This is a genomic window from Blastococcus saxobsidens, assembly GCF_010682065.1.
Taxonomy (GTDB): domain Bacteria; phylum Actinomycetota; class Actinomycetes; order Mycobacteriales; family Geodermatophilaceae; genus Blastococcus; species Blastococcus saxobsidens_B.
This window is the reverse complement of sequence record NZ_JAAGWG010000022.1, coordinates 53976-70151: the sequence shown is the minus strand read 5'-3', so window position 1 is coordinate 70151 and position 16176 is coordinate 53976. Positions and strand designations below refer to the sequence as shown.

Genomic DNA, 16176 nt, shown 5'->3' with positions numbered 1-16176 from the left:
GGATGACCGTGCCGGCCGGGACGACGCTGTGGACCCCTCCGGCGACCGCCCGGCAGACCACTCGGCTCGGACGGTTCCTCGACGGGGTGCAGGAGCGGACCGGACGCGTGCTGCCGGACTACGAGTCCGCATGGCGGTGGTCGGTCGAGGAGCTCGAAGAGTTCTGGGCCGAAGTCTGGAACTGGGCCGACGTGATCAGCCACCGTCCCCCCGAGCGCGTCCTCGGCCGCCGCGACATGCCCTTCGCCCAGTGGTTCCCTGGGGCGACGCTGAACTACGCCGAGCACGCCCTGCGCTGGCCCGGGGCCTCGGTCCGGGTCCATGCCCGCAGCCAGACCCGGGCACCCACGGACCTCACCGGGGACGAGCTGGCCGAGCTGGTCGGCCGCGCCCAGCAGGGTCTGCGGGCAGCCGGAGTCGGACACGGTGACCGGGTCGTGGGGTACCTGCCCAACATCCCGGAGGCCCTGGTGGTGCACCTGGCCGCCGCCGGTCTCGGGGCGATCTGGTGCAGCGTGCCGGCCGAGATGGGCGCACGCAGCGTGCTCGACCGGGTGAGTCAGCTCGACCCGACACTGCTCGTCTGCGTCGACGGATACCGCTGGGGCACCAAGACCGTTGACCGTGCCGAGGCGGTCGCCTCAGTGCGGGCGGGGCTGCGGCCCGACCTGACCGTCGTCCAGGTGCCGTACCTGAGCTCGGCGGCCCCCCCGCCGGCGGGCGCGCTGAGCTGGAGACAGTTCACTGCCGACTCGGCGCCGGCCACCTACGAGCCGCTGCCCTTCGACCATCCGCTGGTGGTGTTGTTCTCCAGCGGCACCACCGGATTGCCCAAGGCCATCGTGCACAGCCATGGCGGCCTGTTGCTGGAGCACGCCAAGGCGCTCGGTCTGCAGATGGACATCGGCGAGGGCGACACCGGCTTCTGGTACACGACGACCGGCTGGATGGTGTGGAACCTGCTGGTCAGCGGGCTGGTGGTCGGGGCGACGGTCGTACTGTTCGACGGCGATCCGGGTTGGCCCGACCTGTCGACTCAGTGGGTGGTGGCCGCGGAGACCGGCGCGACGCTGTTCGGGACGAGTGCCGGCTACCTGGCCGCGTGCTCCCGAGCCGGCCTGACACCGGGCGCGGATCTGGACCTGTCCGCCCTGCGAGAGGTGACTTCATCCGGTTCCGCGTTGACTGCGGCTGCCGCCGCGTGGGTCTACGAGGCAGTCGGGCCCGACCTGTTGCTCGCTTCCACGTCGGGTGGCACCGATGTGTGCAGCGGGTTCGTCGGCGGCAGTCCCCTGTCTCCGGTTCATGCCGGTGAGATGAGTTGCCGGCCCCTCGGGGTGGCGACCGAGTCTTTCGACCCGAACGGGAAGCCCCTCGTCGGCGAGCCCGGCGAACTCGTGGTTACCGAGCCCATGCCCTCCATGCCCATCGGCTTCTGGGGTGACGCCGACGGCAGCCGGTACACCGCGGCGTACTTCGACACCTACCCGGGGATCTGGCGGCACGGCGATTGGCTGGTCCACACCGAACGCGACACCTGGGTGGTCAGCGGCCGGTCGGACGCCACCTTGAACCGTGGGGGCGTACGGCTGGGCACCGCGGAGTTCTACAGCGTCCTGGACGCTCTCCCCGAGGTGTTCGACAGCGTCGTACTGCACCTGGAGGACCCTGATACCGCGCACGGTTGGTTGATCGTCGTCGTCGCGGCTGGCGCCACCCCTGCGGAGGGCCTGCCGGACCGGGTGCGCGGTGCCCTGCGGGAACAGCTCTCGCCCCGGCACTCCCCCGACCGCGTGCTGGTCACGTCTGCGCTCTCCCGGAACAGCAACGGCAAGCGCCTGGAGGTGCCACTCAAGCGGGTCGTCCAGGGCCTGCCCGTCGGCAAGGCGGTGGACATGGGCAGCCTGACCGATCCCGATGCGTTCGTGGCCGCGGCGGCACTTGTTCGGTCGACTCTCGACCTGGACGAGCGGTCGGTGGCGACGCGATGACAGAGCCGAGGACGTCCGGGCTGGACCTGGACGCGCTGGTTGCCGTCGATGTGCACGTGCACGTCGAGCAGGACCTGCACGGGCACCTGTCGATGGACGACGAGCTGCTCACGGCCGCCGCCAAGTACTTCAAGGGCGAGCCGCACCACCCGACCGTGCCGGAGATCGCCGAGCACTACCGGGCGCTGAAGATGGCCGCCGTCGTCTTCACCGTCGACTCCGAGCTGGCCACCGGGCACCCGACCCTCTCCAACGAAGACATCGCGCAGGCGGCCGCCGAGCAGGCCGACGTCCTCATCCCGTTCGGCTCGATCGACCCGGCGCGCGGCGCGGCCGGCATCCGGGCCGCCCGTCGGCTGGTCGTGGAGCACGGCGTGCGCGGGTTCAAGTTCCACCCGTCCATCCAGGCCTTCGAGCCCAACGACCGGCGGCACTACCCGCTGTGGGCCGAGCTCGAGGCCCTCGGCGTCCCGGCGCTGTTCCACACCGGCCAGACCGGCATCGGCTCGGGGCTGCCCGGCGGGCGCGGCATCAAGCTGCGCTACTCCGACCCGATGCTGCTCGACGACGTCGCCGCCGACTTTCCCGGCCTGACGATCATCATGGCGCACCCCTCGGTGCCCTGGCAGGACGCGGCGATCGCCGTCGCCCAGCACAAGGCCAACGTCTACATCGACCTGTCCGGCTGGTCACCGAAGTACTTCCCGCCGCAGCTGGTGCGCGCGGCGAACACGCAGCTGCGACGAAAGGTGCTGTTCGGGTCGGACTACCCGCTGTTCTCTCCCGAGCGCTGGGTGCGGGACTTCGAGGCACTCGACATCCGCGACGACGTGCGGCCGCTGATCATGAAGGACAACGCCGTCCGTGCACTGGGACTGGCCTGACGCGAAGCGTGCGCGACGTCCGGCTGCACGACGGGCGGCACACGGCGGCAACGCTGCCGCTGTCCGCGGGCGTGCATCCCCGGGTCGTCGTGGAGCTGCTCGGCCACGCACCGATGCGAACCCCCACGGCCTCTGGGCTGTGTGGGCTCGCATTTCTCCCCTAGCCTCCCGACCAAGGATCGGTGGGCATCCGAGGGGCAGCGATGAAGGCGATCGTCCAGCGCGAGTACGGATCCCCCGACACCTTGCGCCTGGAGGACGTCGACCGGCCGGACGCCGGCCCGGGGCACGTGCTGGTTCGCGTCCGCGCCGCCTCGGTCAACGCGGCTAACTGGCACGTCATGCGCGGCGACCCCAAGCTCGCCCGGCTGCAGCTCGGTCTGCGCCGCCCGAAGGCCCCCGTCCGCGGCCGCGACTTCGCCGGCGAGGTCGCCAAGGTCGGCACCGGAGTGAGCCACGTGCTGCCCGGCGACGAGGTGTACGGCGAGACGGGCATGACCGATGGCGCCTTCGCCGAGTACGTCCGTGCACCGGCCGGCCAGGTCGCACCCAAGCCCGCCGGTCTGACGATCGAGGAGGCGGCAGCCCTGCCACTGGCCGGCTGCACCGCGCTGCAGGCGCTCCGCGATGTCGCGCGCGTGCAGCCCGGCCAGCGGCTGCTGGTCAACGGCGCCTCGGGCGGAGTCGGCACCTTCGCCGTCCAGATCGGCAAGGCACTCGGCACACACGTCACGCCTGTCTGCAGTACGCGGAACCTGGATCTGATGCGCTCGCTCGGCGCAGACGCCGTCGTCGACTACACAACCGAGGACGCCCTCGCCGCCGGTGAACGCTTCGACGTCGTGCTCGATCTGGTGGGCAACCGTAGCCTCCGTGAGCTGCGCGGGGTCCTGACCGAGCGGGGAACCCTGGTGCTGTCCGGCGGAGGGGTGTTCGACGGCGGCAGCCTGATCGGGCCGATGGCCCTGATCGTCCGCGGCGGGCTGGTCGGCCGCGTGATCCGTCAGCGGATCGCGCCGTTCACTGCGACGCCGACCGCGGAGCGGCTGACCGCGTTGGCTCAGCTGGCTGAGTCCGGACGAGTCCGTCCGGTGATCGACCGCGCCTACGCGCTGGCCGAGGTTCCGATCGCGATCCGCTACCTGGAGACCGAACACGCCCGTGCCAAGGTCGTCGTCACCGTCCCCTGAGCGTCATTGGCCGCGCCCCGCGCCATCCCCGCTTGGTTGCGGTGGGACGCAGCCAACGTGTGCGTATGTACCGTGTCGCCCCTCGGACACAAGATCACTGGCTCACCCCGGTGGCGAACGTGCAGGGCGCTCACATCGTGGGCGCCCTTTCGTCGTCGATGGGGTCTCACGCCGCCCTGGCGGGTGCCGAGCCCCACCTGCGCCCTCCTCGGCGAACGCTCGTGTCGAGGCCGTGACTAGCCTGCGCAGGTGGAAGACGCGGCTACCGATTCCTTCGTCCATGTCCGCGGAGCCTCCGAGCACAACCTGCGCAACGTCGACGTCGACATCCCCCGGGACGCGATGGTCGCCTTCACCGGCGTCTCCGGTTCCGGGAAGTCCTCGCTCGCGTTCGGCACGCTCTACGCCGAGGCGCAGCGGCGGTACTTCGAGTCGGTCGCGCCCTACGCCCGCCGGCTCGTGCAGCAGGTGGGCGCACCGCACGTCCGGGAGATCACCGGTCTGCCACCGGCAGTGGCCCTCCAGCAGCGGCGCGGAGCCCCGAGCTCCCGGTCGACCGTGGGCACCCTGACCACGCTGTCCAACCTGCTGCGGATGCTCTACTCGCGCGCCGGGACCTACCCGCCGGGAGCCGCCCGCCTGGCCGCCGACGCGTTCTCCCCCAACACCGCGGCGGGTGCCTGCCCGCGCTGCCAGGGCCTCGGTGAGGTGCACGACGTCACCGAGGACCTCCTGGTGCCCGACCCGTCGCTGAGCATCCGCGACGGCGCCATCGCGGCGTGGCCCGGCGCCTGGCAGGGCGCCAATCTGCGCAGCATCGTGACCGGGCTCGGCATCGACGTCGACACGCCGTGGCGCGACCTCAGCCAGAAGGACCGGGACTGGCTGCTGTTCACCGACGAGCAGCCGTCCGTCCTCATCAAGCCCGAACGCGACCGCATCGACCACGGCTACCACGGCAAGTTCTGGAGCGCCCGCAAGCACGTCATGCACGTGCTCGCCGACTCCCAGAGCCAGCGGATGCGGGACCGGGCCATGCGGTTCGTCGAGGGCATCGCCTGCCCGGAGTGCTCCGGGAGCCGGCTGCGGCCCGAGGCGCTCGCGGTGACCTTCGCCGGCCGCTCGATCGCCGAGGTGAACGCGATGTCGCTCGTCGATGTTGCCGCACTGCTGCGACCCGTGGCGCTCCTCGCCGAGCCGGGTGCCGCCACGCCGACCGCGGAGTCCGGGGAGGCGACCGAGGTCGCGGTGCGGATCAGCGCCGACCTGGTCACCCGGATCGACGTGCTGCTCGACCTCGGCCTGGGCTACCTCGGCCTCGGCCGGCCCTCGACCACGCTGTCGCCGGGCGAGGCGCAGCGCCTGCGGATCGCCACCCAGTTGCGCTCCGGGCTGTTCGGCGTCGTCTACGTGCTCGACGAGCCCTCCGCGGGCCTGCACCCCGCGGACGCCGAGCCGCTGCTCGACGTCCTCGACCGGCTCAAGGCGTCGGGCAACTCGCTCTTCGTCGTCGAGCACGACATGGACGTCGTCCGCCGGGCCGACTGGGTGGTCGACATCGGCCCCGCCGCGGGCGCCGGCGGCGGGCGGGTGCTCTACAGCGGCCCGGTCGCCGGCCTCGAGCAGGTGGCGGACTCCCCCACCGGTCGGTACCTCTTCGGCCGAGCCGAGCCGATCGAGCACTCCACCCGCGTTCCGCAGGGCTGGCTGCACCTGCGCGGGGTCTCCCGGCACAACCTGCGCGACGTGTCCGTCGACGTGCCGCTCGGCGTGCTGACGGCGGTGACCGGGGTCTCGGGCTCCGGCAAGTCGACGCTGGTGACGCAGGTGCTTGCCGAGGTCGTGCGCCGGCACCTCGGCCCGGCATCGGAGGACCCGGACGACGAGGACCTCGAGGTCGACCTGCGGGACGCGACCGGGCTGGAGGCGTTCGACCGGCTCGTCCGCGTCGACCAGCGGCCCATCGGCCGCACGCCCCGGTCGAACCTGGCCACGTACACCGGCCTGTTCGACGCCGTGCGCAAGCTGTACGCCTCGACCGACGAGGCGCGGGCCCGGCGCTACACCGCCAGCCGGTTCTCCTTCAACGTCGCCGAGGGCCGCTGCGAGACCTGCCAGGGGGAAGGCTTCGTCTCGGTCGAGCTGCTCTTCCTGCCCGGCACCTATGCGCCGTGCCCGACCTGCCATGGCGCCCGCTACAACGCCGAGACCCTCGAGGTGCTCCACCGCGGCAGGAGCATCGCCGACGTCCTGGCTCTGTCGGTCGACGACGCAGCTCCGTTCCTCGCCGACGTCCCGGCCGCGGCGCGGAGCCTGCAGACGCTCCAGGACGTCGGACTGGGATACCTGCGGCTGGGCCAGCCGGCGACCGAGCTCAGCGGTGGCGAGGCCCAGCGCATCAAGCTCGCCACCGAGTTGCAGCGCGCCCGCCGCGGCCACGCCCTCTACCTGCTCGACGAGCCGACAGCGGGCCTGCACCCGGCCGACACCAGACTGCTGCTCACCCAGCTGCACCTGCTCGTCGACGCCGGCAACACCGTGGTCCTGGTCGAGCACGACCTCGACACGATCGCCTCCGCCGACTGGGTCCTCGACCTGGGCCCGGGCGGTGGGGATGCGGGCGGGCGCGTCGTCGCCTGCGGCACTCCGGCCGAGATCGCCACGACCCCGGGCAGCGCCACCGCCCCCTACCTCGCGCGGCGTCTCGCCAGCTCTGACGGGGTGCCTGGAACACCCGCAGCGTCGAGCCGTTGAAGAGGATGAACGCTCAACTTCATGCCGTCAGGAAGGGCCATCCATGACCACGCTGGGCATCCTCAGCGCCGGCAAGGTCGGCACCGTGCTGGCTCGGCTCGCGGTGGCCGCCGGGTACGACGTGCTGATCGCCGGCTCGGGCCACCCGGCGAAGATCGCCCTCACCATCGAGGTGCTCGTCCCCGGGGCGACCGCCACCACGGCGGCCACCGCTGCGCTCGAGGCCGACGTCGTCGTCCTCGCCCTGCCGCTGGGCAAGCACCGCGCGCTCCCGGTCCAGGAACTGGCCGGGAAGCTGGTCATCGACGCGATGAACTACTGGTGGGAGATCGACGGGATCCGCGACGACCTCACCGATCCGCGTACCTCCACCAGCGAGATCGTGCAGGCGTTCCTGCCGGACTCCCGGGTGGTGAAGGCGTTCAACCACATGGGCTACCACGACCTGGAAGGCGGGGCCCGTCCCGCCGGCGATCCCCGCCGGAAGGCGATCGCGATCGCCGGGGACGAGGCCGCCGACCTCGACACCGTTGCCCGGATCGTCTCCGACCTGGGCTTCGACCCGGTCGTCGCCGGCCCTCTCGCGCAGGGCGTGCGCCTCGAACCGGGCACCGAGCCCTTCGGCGCCGACGTCGACGCCGAGCAGCTGCGCGCGATGATCGACCGGTTCCCCGCCTCCGACCGGGGCCGGGAGGTCATCGCCGCCCGGCGGTGACAACCCCTTCCCGGCATGGCGGAAGCGCTCGCTGCGCCGTCGGGCCGGCAGGCCCTCCACGGGGTCGCACCGCGTCGCCGGCCGTTCCTGCCCGGATGCCCCCGGAACACCGGTGCGCTATGAAGTCCCTCGCGCGGGCCGCACCGATCCGCGCGTCCAGCGACCGACCACTCCGGGAGTGCGTGTGAAGCCGACCGACATGCGCGGCAGCGTCGCGCCCGGCACGGTCGTCCTGGTGACCGGCGGCGCGCGCGGCATCGGCGCCGAGCTGAGCCGGCACCTGGCCGCCCAGGGAGCGGCCGTGGTCGCGGCCGACCTCGTCGAGGCCGACGGCGATCCAGGCGACCTGGACATCACCCACGTGCAGGCCGACGTGAGCGACGAGACGTCGTGGCAGCAGCTGGTGACGACGGTCCTCGACCGGCACGGCCGCATCGACGCGCTGGTCAACAACGCGGCCATCTACCAGGGCCTCGGCGCCAAGCGGCCGTTCACCGAGATCACGGTCGACGAGTGGGACCGGGTCATGGCGGTGAACACCCGTGGCGTCTGGCTGGGCATGCGCGCCGTCCACCCGGCGATGAAGGCCCAGGGCGGAGGCCGCGTGGTCAACATCGCCTCGTCCACCGTGCACAGCGGCGTGCCCTACTTCGCCCACTACACCGCGTCCAAGGGCGCGGTGATCGCGCTGACCCGCAGCGTCGCGCGCGAGGTCGGTCGGGACGGCATCACGGTGAACGCGGTCGCGCCCGGGCTCGTCGAGACCGACGCCACCCGATCCCTCAACGACGAGGACTATCTGGCGACGGCCGCCGGACACCGCGCCGTCCCACGCCCGATGGAGCCCGGTGACCTGGCGCCGGTGGTGTCGTTCCTCTGCTCCGCAGGCAGCGGGTTCATCACCGGGCAGACGATCATCGTGGACGGCGGCGTGACCTTCAGCTGACGAGCTGGCGGGACCGGCTCGCGCGCAGGCGTGGCCGAGATCGTCAACCCGGCGTCCTGGCACCGTGGCTGCTGCTGACCCAGGCTCGGTCCGTGCCCACGACTCTCCGCACGAGGACGCGACCAACGGCTCTGAGGACGCCGGTGGCGTGGGGAGTTCTCGGGGGCATCCTGCAGGCCGCCTCGCCGCTGGCCTTCCCCTGGCTGCAGCCATCGACGGTCCACGGCATGGGTCTCGTGCTCATCGCCGCCGTCTACATCGGGTTCGGGGTCGCCGACGGGCGGACCGAGGTCCTCGCCGTCGAGACCGGTGTCGCCGCGGCGTTCGTGGGCGTCGCAGCGGTGGCGGTGACCGGGTCGGGATGGCTGCTCGTCGCGGGCCTGGCCGGGCACGGTCTCAAGGACCTCTGGCAGCACCGGACGGGGTTCGTGGCGAACACCCGGTGGTGGCCCCCGTTCTGCGCCACCGTCGACTTCGTCGCTGCCGCGCTCCTTGCCGTCGTCGTCCTCGCAGATCTGCGGGTGGGGTGGTGACAGCGGACGGCTACCGGCCGGCGAACTGGCCGAAGTGCCGGCGGTGCTCCCCCGGGGTGGTGTCCAACCGCCGCCGGAACGTGCGGTTCATCGTCTCCGGCACCCGGAACCCGCAGGTCCGGGCGATGTGGTCGACGGCGTGACCGGTGGTCTCCAGCAGCCGGCAGGCCGCCTCGAGCCGCAGCCCCTCCACGTGCTCGCTCGGCGTCAGTCCGACCTCGGCCTTGAACACCCGGCTGAACTGCCGCTCCGACAGGTGCACACGGCGGGCCAGGGCCGGCACGGACAGGTCCTCGGCCAGGTGGTCGGGCAGCCACGCCAGCAGCTCCCGCACCGGTTCGCTCTCCGCTGCCTGCGCGGCGAGCAGCGTGGAGAACTGCGCCTGCCCACCGGACCGCCGCAGGTAGACCACCAGGTGCCGGGCGACCGCCGCCGCTGCCCGCGCGCCGTGGTCGTCGGCGACGAGGGCCAGCGCCAGGTCGATGCCCGCCGTCACGCCGGCGGAGGTCCACACGTCGCCGTCGCGCACGTAGATCGCATCACCGTCGACCGACACCTGCGGGTGCGCGCTCGCCAGCAGCTGGCACTCCGCCCAGTGGGTGGTGGCCCGACGACCGTCCAGCAGCCCGGCGGCGGCCAGGACGAAGGCCCCGGAGCAGACCGAGGTGACCCGCCGGGCGCTGCCCGCCAGTCGCCGGACGTGGGCCAGCAGCTCCTCGTCCGCGCACGCCTCGTCCATGTCCCGGCCGCCGGCCACCACGAGCGTGTCGACCGGCTCCACGACGTCGGCCAGCGCGGTGGTCCCGAACGACAGCCCCGAGCTGGCCTGCACCATCCCACCCGACGGGCTCACCACCTGCGTGCGGTACTCCACCGTCGGCAGCAGGTGGTCGGCGCTGGAGAAGACCTCCAGCGGACCGGTCACGTCCAGGATCTGGGCCGAGGGGAACGTCACCACCGCGACGTCGAGGGCAGCCACCCCGCCACCGTACGGGGAGGCATGTCCGGAATCGTCAACGCTGCGTCCTGGCGCCGTCGCGGAACCTCGGACATCGTCGTCGCGTGTCCACCACAGCCGCCGCCACGACGACGGGCCGGCCTGCGCGCCGGAGCGCCCGGGACGGCAGCCGCCGGGCATCGGCACGGCGCCTGACCTGGGTGGTGGCCGGATCGGCCGTCCTCGGGCCGCTCGCTGCCGGAGTCGCCACCGTCGGTGTTTTCGGCGGCGCTCCCGAGCACGTCCTCACCGGCACCGGGCTGCTCGGCCTCGCGCTGGGCTGGGCCGCGCTCGCGCTCGGCTCGACGACGCTGACCGGCCGGCCGCAGCGCTGGGCCGCGGTACCGGCGGCAGCGCTGGGCGCTGTCGGGACGGCCCTGCTCGTGCTCGCACCCGGCGACGGCCCGCTGACCGCCGCCGGCTGGCTCTGGCCGCCCCTCCTCCTGGGGCTCGCGGGCTGGACCATCCACCGTGCGGTGCGGTCGTTCGGCCTCCGGCTCCCCTTCTGGCTGCTCTCCCCCGTCCTGGTGCTGCTCGTGCTCGCCTCGGTCGGCGGCGCCGCGACGACCGTGCGGACAGCGCTGGGCGGAAGCCCCTCGATGCCCGGGGAGCTGGTCGACGTCGGGGACCGCCGGCTGCACCTGGCCTGCACCGGCAGCGGCGGCCCGACCGTGGTGCTGCTCGGTGGGATGGGCGAGACCTCCGCCGCCTGGGGCCTGGTCCAGCCCGCCGTCGCCGGGACGACGCGGGTGTGCGCCTACGACCGGGCCGGCCAGGCCTGGAGCGACAGCGCTCCGGGGCCGAAGGACGGCGTCCAGGTGGCGACCGACCTGCATGATCTGCTGAACCGGGCGGGCGAGCGCGGTCCCTTCGTGCTCGCCGGGCACTCCGTGGGCGGCACGTACGCGATGGTCTACGCCGCGCAGTACCCCGACGACGTCGCCGGTCTGGTCCTGCTGGACTCCTCGACCCCGCACCAGTTCACGGCACTGCCCGACTACCCCGGTGCGTACTCGCTCGCGCGGAGGGCCACCGCACTGCTGCCCACCCTGCAGCGACTGGGCGCCGGTCCGCTGCTGACCTCCGGCGCCCCGGCCGACCTGCCGGCCGCGGCGCGGGCACAGATGCGCGCCTTCGACTGGAGCACCCGCCAGCTGCGTGCCGAGCGGGACGAGGTGGCTGCCTACCCCGCGGTCTTCGAGCAGGCCCAGGCACTGCCCGGCATCGGCAGCACGCCGCTCGTCGTCGTCACCGCCACCGCAGGTGACCGCCAGGCCGGGTGGTCCGCCGCCCAGGACGCCCTGGCGGAGCTCTCCCCCACCAGCAGCCACCGGCTCGTACCGGCGACTCACTCGTCCCTGCTGCTCGACGCCTCCGCCTCCGCCTTCAGCGTCGCCGCCGTCGAGGACGTGGTGCGGGCGGTGCGCGCACAGGCAGCGGTCCTGGGGAGCTGACGCAGGGGACGCTGCCGAGCGGGGACCTCGTCGCAGGGAGCACCGTGCGCTGTGTCACGCTCGGGCTCGTCGACCCGGGCGCTGACGCCGCGCCGGCCAGCTGAGAGGGACACCAGATGCAGACCGCGGAACCGACCGAGCTGTTCGACCTGCGCATGAGCGAGGAGGCCCGGCCGCTCTTCGATCGCGTCGTCGCGTTCCTCCAGGACGTCGTCGCGCCGATGCAGGAGGAGTTCTTCCGGCTCGGCGAGGGCCGCGCCGACCGGTGGTCGTACGCGCCGGGTCAGCTCGAGGCGCTCGAGGGGGCCAAGACGAAGGCCAAGGAGGCCGGCCTCTGGAACTTCTTCCTCCCGAACTCCGAGGTCGGTGGCCTCACCAACCTCGACTACGCCTACATCGCCGTCGAGCTCGGCAAGTACCCGCTGGGCTCCGAGTCGCTCAACTGCTCGGCCCCCGACACCGGCAACATGGAGGTGCTGGAGCGCGTCGGCACCCCCGAGCAGAAGGCCCGGTGGCTGGAGCCGCTGCTCAACGGCGAGATCCGCTCCGCCTACGCCATGACCGAGCCCGACGTCGGCAGCTCCGACGCCAAGAGCATCCGGCTCCAGGCGGTGCGGGAGGGCGACGAGTACGTCCTCAACGGCGAGAAGTTCTACATCTCCGGAGCCGGAGATCCCCGCTGCAAGATCATGATCGTCATGTGCCAGACGAACCCGGACGCGCCGGCGCACGCGCAGCAGTCGCAGATCCTCGTCCCGATGGACACCCCCGGTGTCGCCGTGCTCGAACCGATGCAGGTCTTCGGCCGTGACGACGCGCCCCACGGCCACATGCACATCCGGTTCACCGACGTGCGCGTGCCCGCCGCCAACATGCTCCTCGGCGAGGGCCGGGGCTTCGAGATCAGCCAGGTGCGCCTGGGCCCGGGGCGCATCCACCACTGCATGCGCGCCATCGGCCAGGGCGAGAAGGCACTCGAGCTGATGGTCCGCCGGGGCAAGTTCCGGGAGGCGTTCGGCAAGCCCATCCTGAGCCTCGGCAAGAACATGGAGACGGTGTCGCGGGCGCGCATCGAGCTCGACGCCTGCCGGCTCATGGTGCTGAAGGCCGCCAAGGCGATGGACGTGCTCGGCAACTCCCAGGCCCGCGTCTACGTCTCGGCGGTGAAGGCGATGGTGCCGGAGAAGGTCTGCCAGATCATCGACCAGGCCATCCAGATCCACGGCGCCGCCGGGGTCTCGCAGTGGACGCCGCTGGCCGACATGTACACCGCCCAGCGCACTCTCCGCCTGGCCGACGGTCCCGACGAGGTGCACCACTTCGTCGTCGCCCGCCACGAGGCCGGTCGCTATCCCGAACCCGCCCCCGGTCGCACCGCGGCTCTCGGCGACGGCGTCTTCGCCGGCCCCTGAGCGAGCGGAGAGGCCGGCCGGGTTCAGCCGACGTGCCAGTAGCGGCGGACCAGCAGCTCGCGGGCGTCGTCGTCCTTCGTGAAGTCCCCGGCGGCCTTGTCGGCCGCCCGGAGCCTCTCGAGAACGGCGTCCACCAGCTCCGGCGGGAAGACGCCGTCGGCCTCGAACAGCTCCCGCTCGGCCTCCAGCGCGTCGGCCGACCCGGCGCACGAGGTGGGCAGCTGCTCGAAGTCGTCGTGGTCGGCGGTGCTGAGCCGCTCGGCCAGCTTCAGGCTCCCGGCATCGGTCAGCCCGCGCTTCGCCGCGACGGCCATGCCGGCCAGCAGCAGGTGCACGTCGGCGGAGCCGTCGCCGACCCGCAGCTCGACGGTCTGCGGATGCGGAGCGGGCTCGGGGACGGCCTCGGTGCTGCCGGGATTGGCGTGGGCGACCATCCCGGGCAGCACGTCCCCGTTCCAGGCCAGGGGGACGCGGACCAGCCCGGTGCGGTCCTTCTCGCCCCAGCAGATGTCCCCGGGTGACTCGTCGCCGTCAGCGAACCGCAGGTAGGACGTGGGCACCGTGTTGCCGAAGGCGGTGAGCGCGCCGGCCGCCATGAGGTAGCCGGCGACCAGCCGTCGCCCGGTGTCGTCGATGCCCTCGTCGCCGACGATGGTGCTGACGCCGTCGCGGACCAGGCGGCTGTGAATGTGCAGGCCGTTCCCGGCGCCCGCACTGCTCACCGACGGGGCGAACGTCGCCTCCAGGCCGTGTGCGGCCGCCACCTCCCGCACCACCCACTTGGCCAGGACGAGGTGGTCGGCGGCCTGCTCCACGGGCACGGGCTGGAGCTCGATCTCGTGCTGCACCAGCTGCCGGTCCTCCTCGAGGATGTTGCCGACCTCGCCGTGGGCGTACTTCAACGGCACCCCCATGGCGCTGAGGTGTCCCAGCACCTGCTCCCGGACCCGCTGCCCCTTGGAGAAGGGGCTCGACTCCTGGTAGCCGCGCTCCTCCTCGACCGGGTAGATCCGCGCCGGCTCGTCGACCAGGTAGTACTCCAGCTCGCCGAACGCCTCGAGCGTCATGCCGGTCTCCTCGGTCAGGACCTCGGCGGCCCGGCGCACGATCTGCTCGCGGGCGTAGGGCAGCGGCTTCCCGTCCTCGGCGTAGAAGGAGCACAGCACGTCCAGGGAGGGCCGCTCGCCGAAGGGGTTGACGAAGGCCGTGCGGTGCCGCGGCACGAGGTACACGTCGCTGGCATCGGGATCCGTACCGGAGAAGACGCTCGAGCCGTCCACCCGCTCGCCGCGGATCAGCACCCCGAGCAGGTGGTCCCGCGAGTTGATCGGGAACGCCAGGGTCTTCAGGCGCCCGTCGCCGCCGACGTAGCGCAGGTTCACCTGGTGCAACCCCAGCTGTTCGACCGCTCGCACCAGGTCCCCGCCGGTGAAGTCGGCCGACGGCTTGCCGAGCAGGCGGACGATGGGATGGGGTTCGAACGCGTCGATGGGCATACGCCCTTCTACCCGCCTGGAGCCGGAAGGACCCGGTGGAGGGCCACGGCGGCAGTGGATCGTCGCTTGTCCTCCCGGCAAGGTGGCGGCGCCGCATCGGTGACCCGTCCGACCAGAGGATGAGGCTGCTCCGCGCAGGATCCGTCCGAGAGCTGACGTCGCGGGACCGGCCACCTGCCATAGTTCGATCGTGAGCAGAACCAGTTCCGCTGCGGCTGAGCCGACCGGCATGGCCAACCACCCGTCCGGCGGCGTCGACACTGCCGGTCCGGTGCCCGCCCACGGGCAGGGACCCGGGCTGACGACCGCGGCGGCGCTCGGTCTGGCCGTCGTGATCGGCGTCGCGTGGGGAGCGGCGACCTCGGGCCTCCAGACGGTCCTGTCCGGGCCGTTCAGCGGGCTCGCGAACGCGGTGGGTCCCTGGGTCGTCACCGCCTTCGCTGTCGGCGCCCTGTGCCGACGGCCCGGGGTCGCCGCCGCAGCCGGCGTCCTCGTGTGCTTCGGCGAGGTGGGCGGCTACTACGCCGTCTCCGCGCTGCGCGACTTCGGTGTCAACCCCTCCATGGTCGCGTTCTGGGCGATCACCGGCGTGGTCGGCGGCCCGCTCTTCGGCCTCGCAGGCTGGTTCTGGCGCCACGCACGGTCCATCCGCTGGACCGGGGCGAGCGCGGCGCTCATGGGCGGGGTGTTCCTCACCGAGGGCGCCGTCGGCTACGGGTACTACCTGCACCATGCCGGCAACGCCGTCCTCTTCTGCGTGATCGGGGCGCTCCTGGTGGCAGCGCTGGCAGCCAGGGCGCCGGCGGCGCGATCGGCCGGAGCGCCCGGTCGGGCCCTGGGCGCCGCCATGACCTGGCTGCTCGTGGTCCTGCCCCTGGGTGCCGCCGGGCAGGTGGTGCTCCGGGCCGTCGCGTGAGCCCCCGCACGGTGATCGGCGGGAGAAGGGATCCGGAGGCCGCACGGCCCCGCCGGGTGGAGCGAGCCCGGCCAGGACCCGCCGACCGGAGGGCGTGATGTGCTCGTCCGCCGGAGTACGGCGACCTGCTCCACCGGTCCCGGAGCGGCACGGTCGGGGACTGACCCGTCACTCCCTGGCCCGCCGTCACCGGGCGGCTGGAGGGTCTGCTGCCTACGGTGGCGGGATGTTCTTCCTCTTCGGCTTCGGCACCAAGGAACAGCACCTGGGGCCCGGGGAGGTCCGCACCTGCCCGAACTGCGGGAACACCTCGCAGTGGGCGCGGGTGCGGCTGGTCAAGCAGTTCACGGTCTTCTTCATCCCGATCGCCCGATGGGGACGGCGGCGGCTGGAGGTCTGCGGCATCTGCGGCACGTCAGTCGAGGTCTGATCGGGCTCGCCGGCCGCCCGGCGAGTGGATGCCCGGGGCGGGGTACACCCCTACCTGCGCGCCGGTTCCGGCGCGATGTGCTCACCAGAGCCGAGAGGAGCACGGATGTCGACCAACCGGCCCGACCCGGGCGAGTTCATCGAGCGGGCGCAGCAGATGCTGCGCGATCTGTTCGCAGGTCCCCCGGGGGAATCCGAGCCCTGGAACGCCGCGACACGGTCGGCGGGCGAGCGCCCGGCCACCGCGCGGAGTCATCGGGAGCCCAGCGCCGAGGAGCAGCGCGAGAACCTCACGTTCGCCCTCGCCACGCGTGCGGTGGAGGCGCTCGAGGACGTGGCGCTGAACGTCGCGGCGATCCGCCAGCGGCTCGAGCGCGGGGACACGACCCCGCCGCCTGCCGGTGACGGGCCCGTCGGCGACGGGCCGGGCGCGCGGCGCGGGTGACCAGGTGCCGGCGC

14 protein-coding genes are annotated in these 16176 nt (G+C 72.7%); 12 read left to right on the top strand and 2 right to left on the bottom strand.

Going from position 1 to position 16176, the window contains the following annotated elements:
* The first annotated feature begins 2 nt into the window (after positions 1-2).
* The 7 genes from GCU60_RS14075 (at position 3) to GCU60_RS14045 (ending at position 9013) form a co-directional block, all read left to right on the top strand.
* Positions 3-1991 carry an acetoacetate--CoA ligase gene (locus GCU60_RS14075; RefSeq protein WP_163206334.1) on the top strand — a complete coding sequence of 663 codons (1989 nt, stop codon included), beginning with the start codon at positions 3-5 and terminating at the stop codon, positions 1989-1991.
* Between the two features lie 20 nt (positions 1992-2011).
* Positions 2012-2875 (top strand): amidohydrolase family protein, encoded by an 864-nt coding sequence (locus tag GCU60_RS14070; protein ID WP_163206332.1) that lies wholly within the window; start codon positions 2012-2014, stop codon positions 2873-2875.
* 203 nt (positions 2876-3078) lie between these two features.
* Positions 3079-4065, top strand: a complete 987-nt coding sequence (locus GCU60_RS14065; RefSeq protein ID WP_163206263.1) for an NAD(P)-dependent alcohol dehydrogenase — start codon at positions 3079-3081, stop codon at positions 4063-4065.
* Positions 4066-4314: 249 nt separating this feature from the next.
* Entirely contained in the window at positions 4315-6819 is a 2505-nt protein-coding gene (gene uvrA / locus GCU60_RS14060; RefSeq protein WP_163206261.1) for an excinuclease ABC subunit UvrA, read from the top strand.
* Between the two features lie 43 nt (positions 6820-6862).
* A complete protein-coding gene (locus tag GCU60_RS14055) occupies positions 6863-7534 on the top strand; it encodes an NADPH-dependent F420 reductase (protein ID WP_163206259.1) in 672 nt (223 codons plus the stop codon).
* A gap of 184 nt (positions 7535-7718) precedes the next feature.
* Complete coding sequence (locus GCU60_RS14050) at positions 7719-8480, top strand: SDR family NAD(P)-dependent oxidoreductase (protein WP_345770597.1); 762 nt, start codon at positions 7719-7721, stop codon at positions 8478-8480.
* A 143-nt stretch (positions 8481-8623) separates the two neighbouring features.
* Entirely contained in the window at positions 8624-9013 is a 390-nt protein-coding gene (locus GCU60_RS14045; RefSeq protein WP_163206255.1) for a hypothetical protein, read from the top strand.
* 10 nt (positions 9014-9023) lie between these two features.
* Here the strand turns inward: GCU60_RS14045 and GCU60_RS14040 are convergent, their stop codons facing one another.
* Positions 9024-9992 (bottom strand): DJ-1/PfpI family protein, encoded by a 969-nt coding sequence (locus tag GCU60_RS14040; protein ID WP_204262032.1) that lies wholly within the window; start codon positions 9990-9992, stop codon positions 9024-9026.
* An 83-nt stretch (positions 9993-10075) separates the two neighbouring features.
* Here GCU60_RS14040 and GCU60_RS21650 point away from each other — a divergent pair, with 83 nt between their 5' ends.
* Both GCU60_RS21650 and GCU60_RS14030 read left to right on the top strand, forming a co-directional pair.
* On the top strand, positions 10076-11464 hold the full coding sequence (locus GCU60_RS21650) for an alpha/beta fold hydrolase (protein ID WP_204262031.1): 1389 nt from the start codon (positions 10076-10078) through the stop codon (positions 11462-11464).
* A gap of 116 nt (positions 11465-11580) precedes the next feature.
* Entirely contained in the window at positions 11581-12876 is a 1296-nt protein-coding gene (locus GCU60_RS14030; protein ID WP_163206251.1) for an acyl-CoA dehydrogenase family protein, read from the top strand.
* A 23-nt stretch (positions 12877-12899) separates the two neighbouring features.
* On the opposite strand, the gene GCU60_RS14025 is transcribed toward GCU60_RS14030, so the two are convergent.
* Positions 12900-14372, bottom strand: coding sequence for a glutamine synthetase beta-grasp domain-containing protein (locus GCU60_RS14025; RefSeq protein WP_163206248.1), 1473 nt, complete (start codon positions 14370-14372; stop codon positions 12900-12902).
* A 190-nt stretch (positions 14373-14562) separates the two neighbouring features.
* Here GCU60_RS14025 and GCU60_RS14020 point away from each other — a divergent pair, with 190 nt between their 5' ends.
* The 3 genes from GCU60_RS14020 (at position 14563) to GCU60_RS14010 (ending at position 16162) form a co-directional block, all read left to right on the top strand.
* On the top strand, positions 14563-15288 hold the full coding sequence (locus GCU60_RS14020; protein WP_163206246.1) for a DUF6518 family protein: 726 nt from the start codon (positions 14563-14565) through the stop codon (positions 15286-15288).
* 226 nt (positions 15289-15514) lie between these two features.
* Complete coding sequence (locus GCU60_RS14015; protein WP_163206244.1) at positions 15515-15718, top strand: zinc-ribbon domain-containing protein; 204 nt, start codon at positions 15515-15517, stop codon at positions 15716-15718.
* A gap of 105 nt (positions 15719-15823) precedes the next feature.
* Complete coding sequence (locus tag GCU60_RS14010) at positions 15824-16162, top strand: hypothetical protein (protein WP_204262030.1); 339 nt, start codon at positions 15824-15826, stop codon at positions 16160-16162.
* Positions 16163-16176 lie beyond the last annotated feature (14 nt).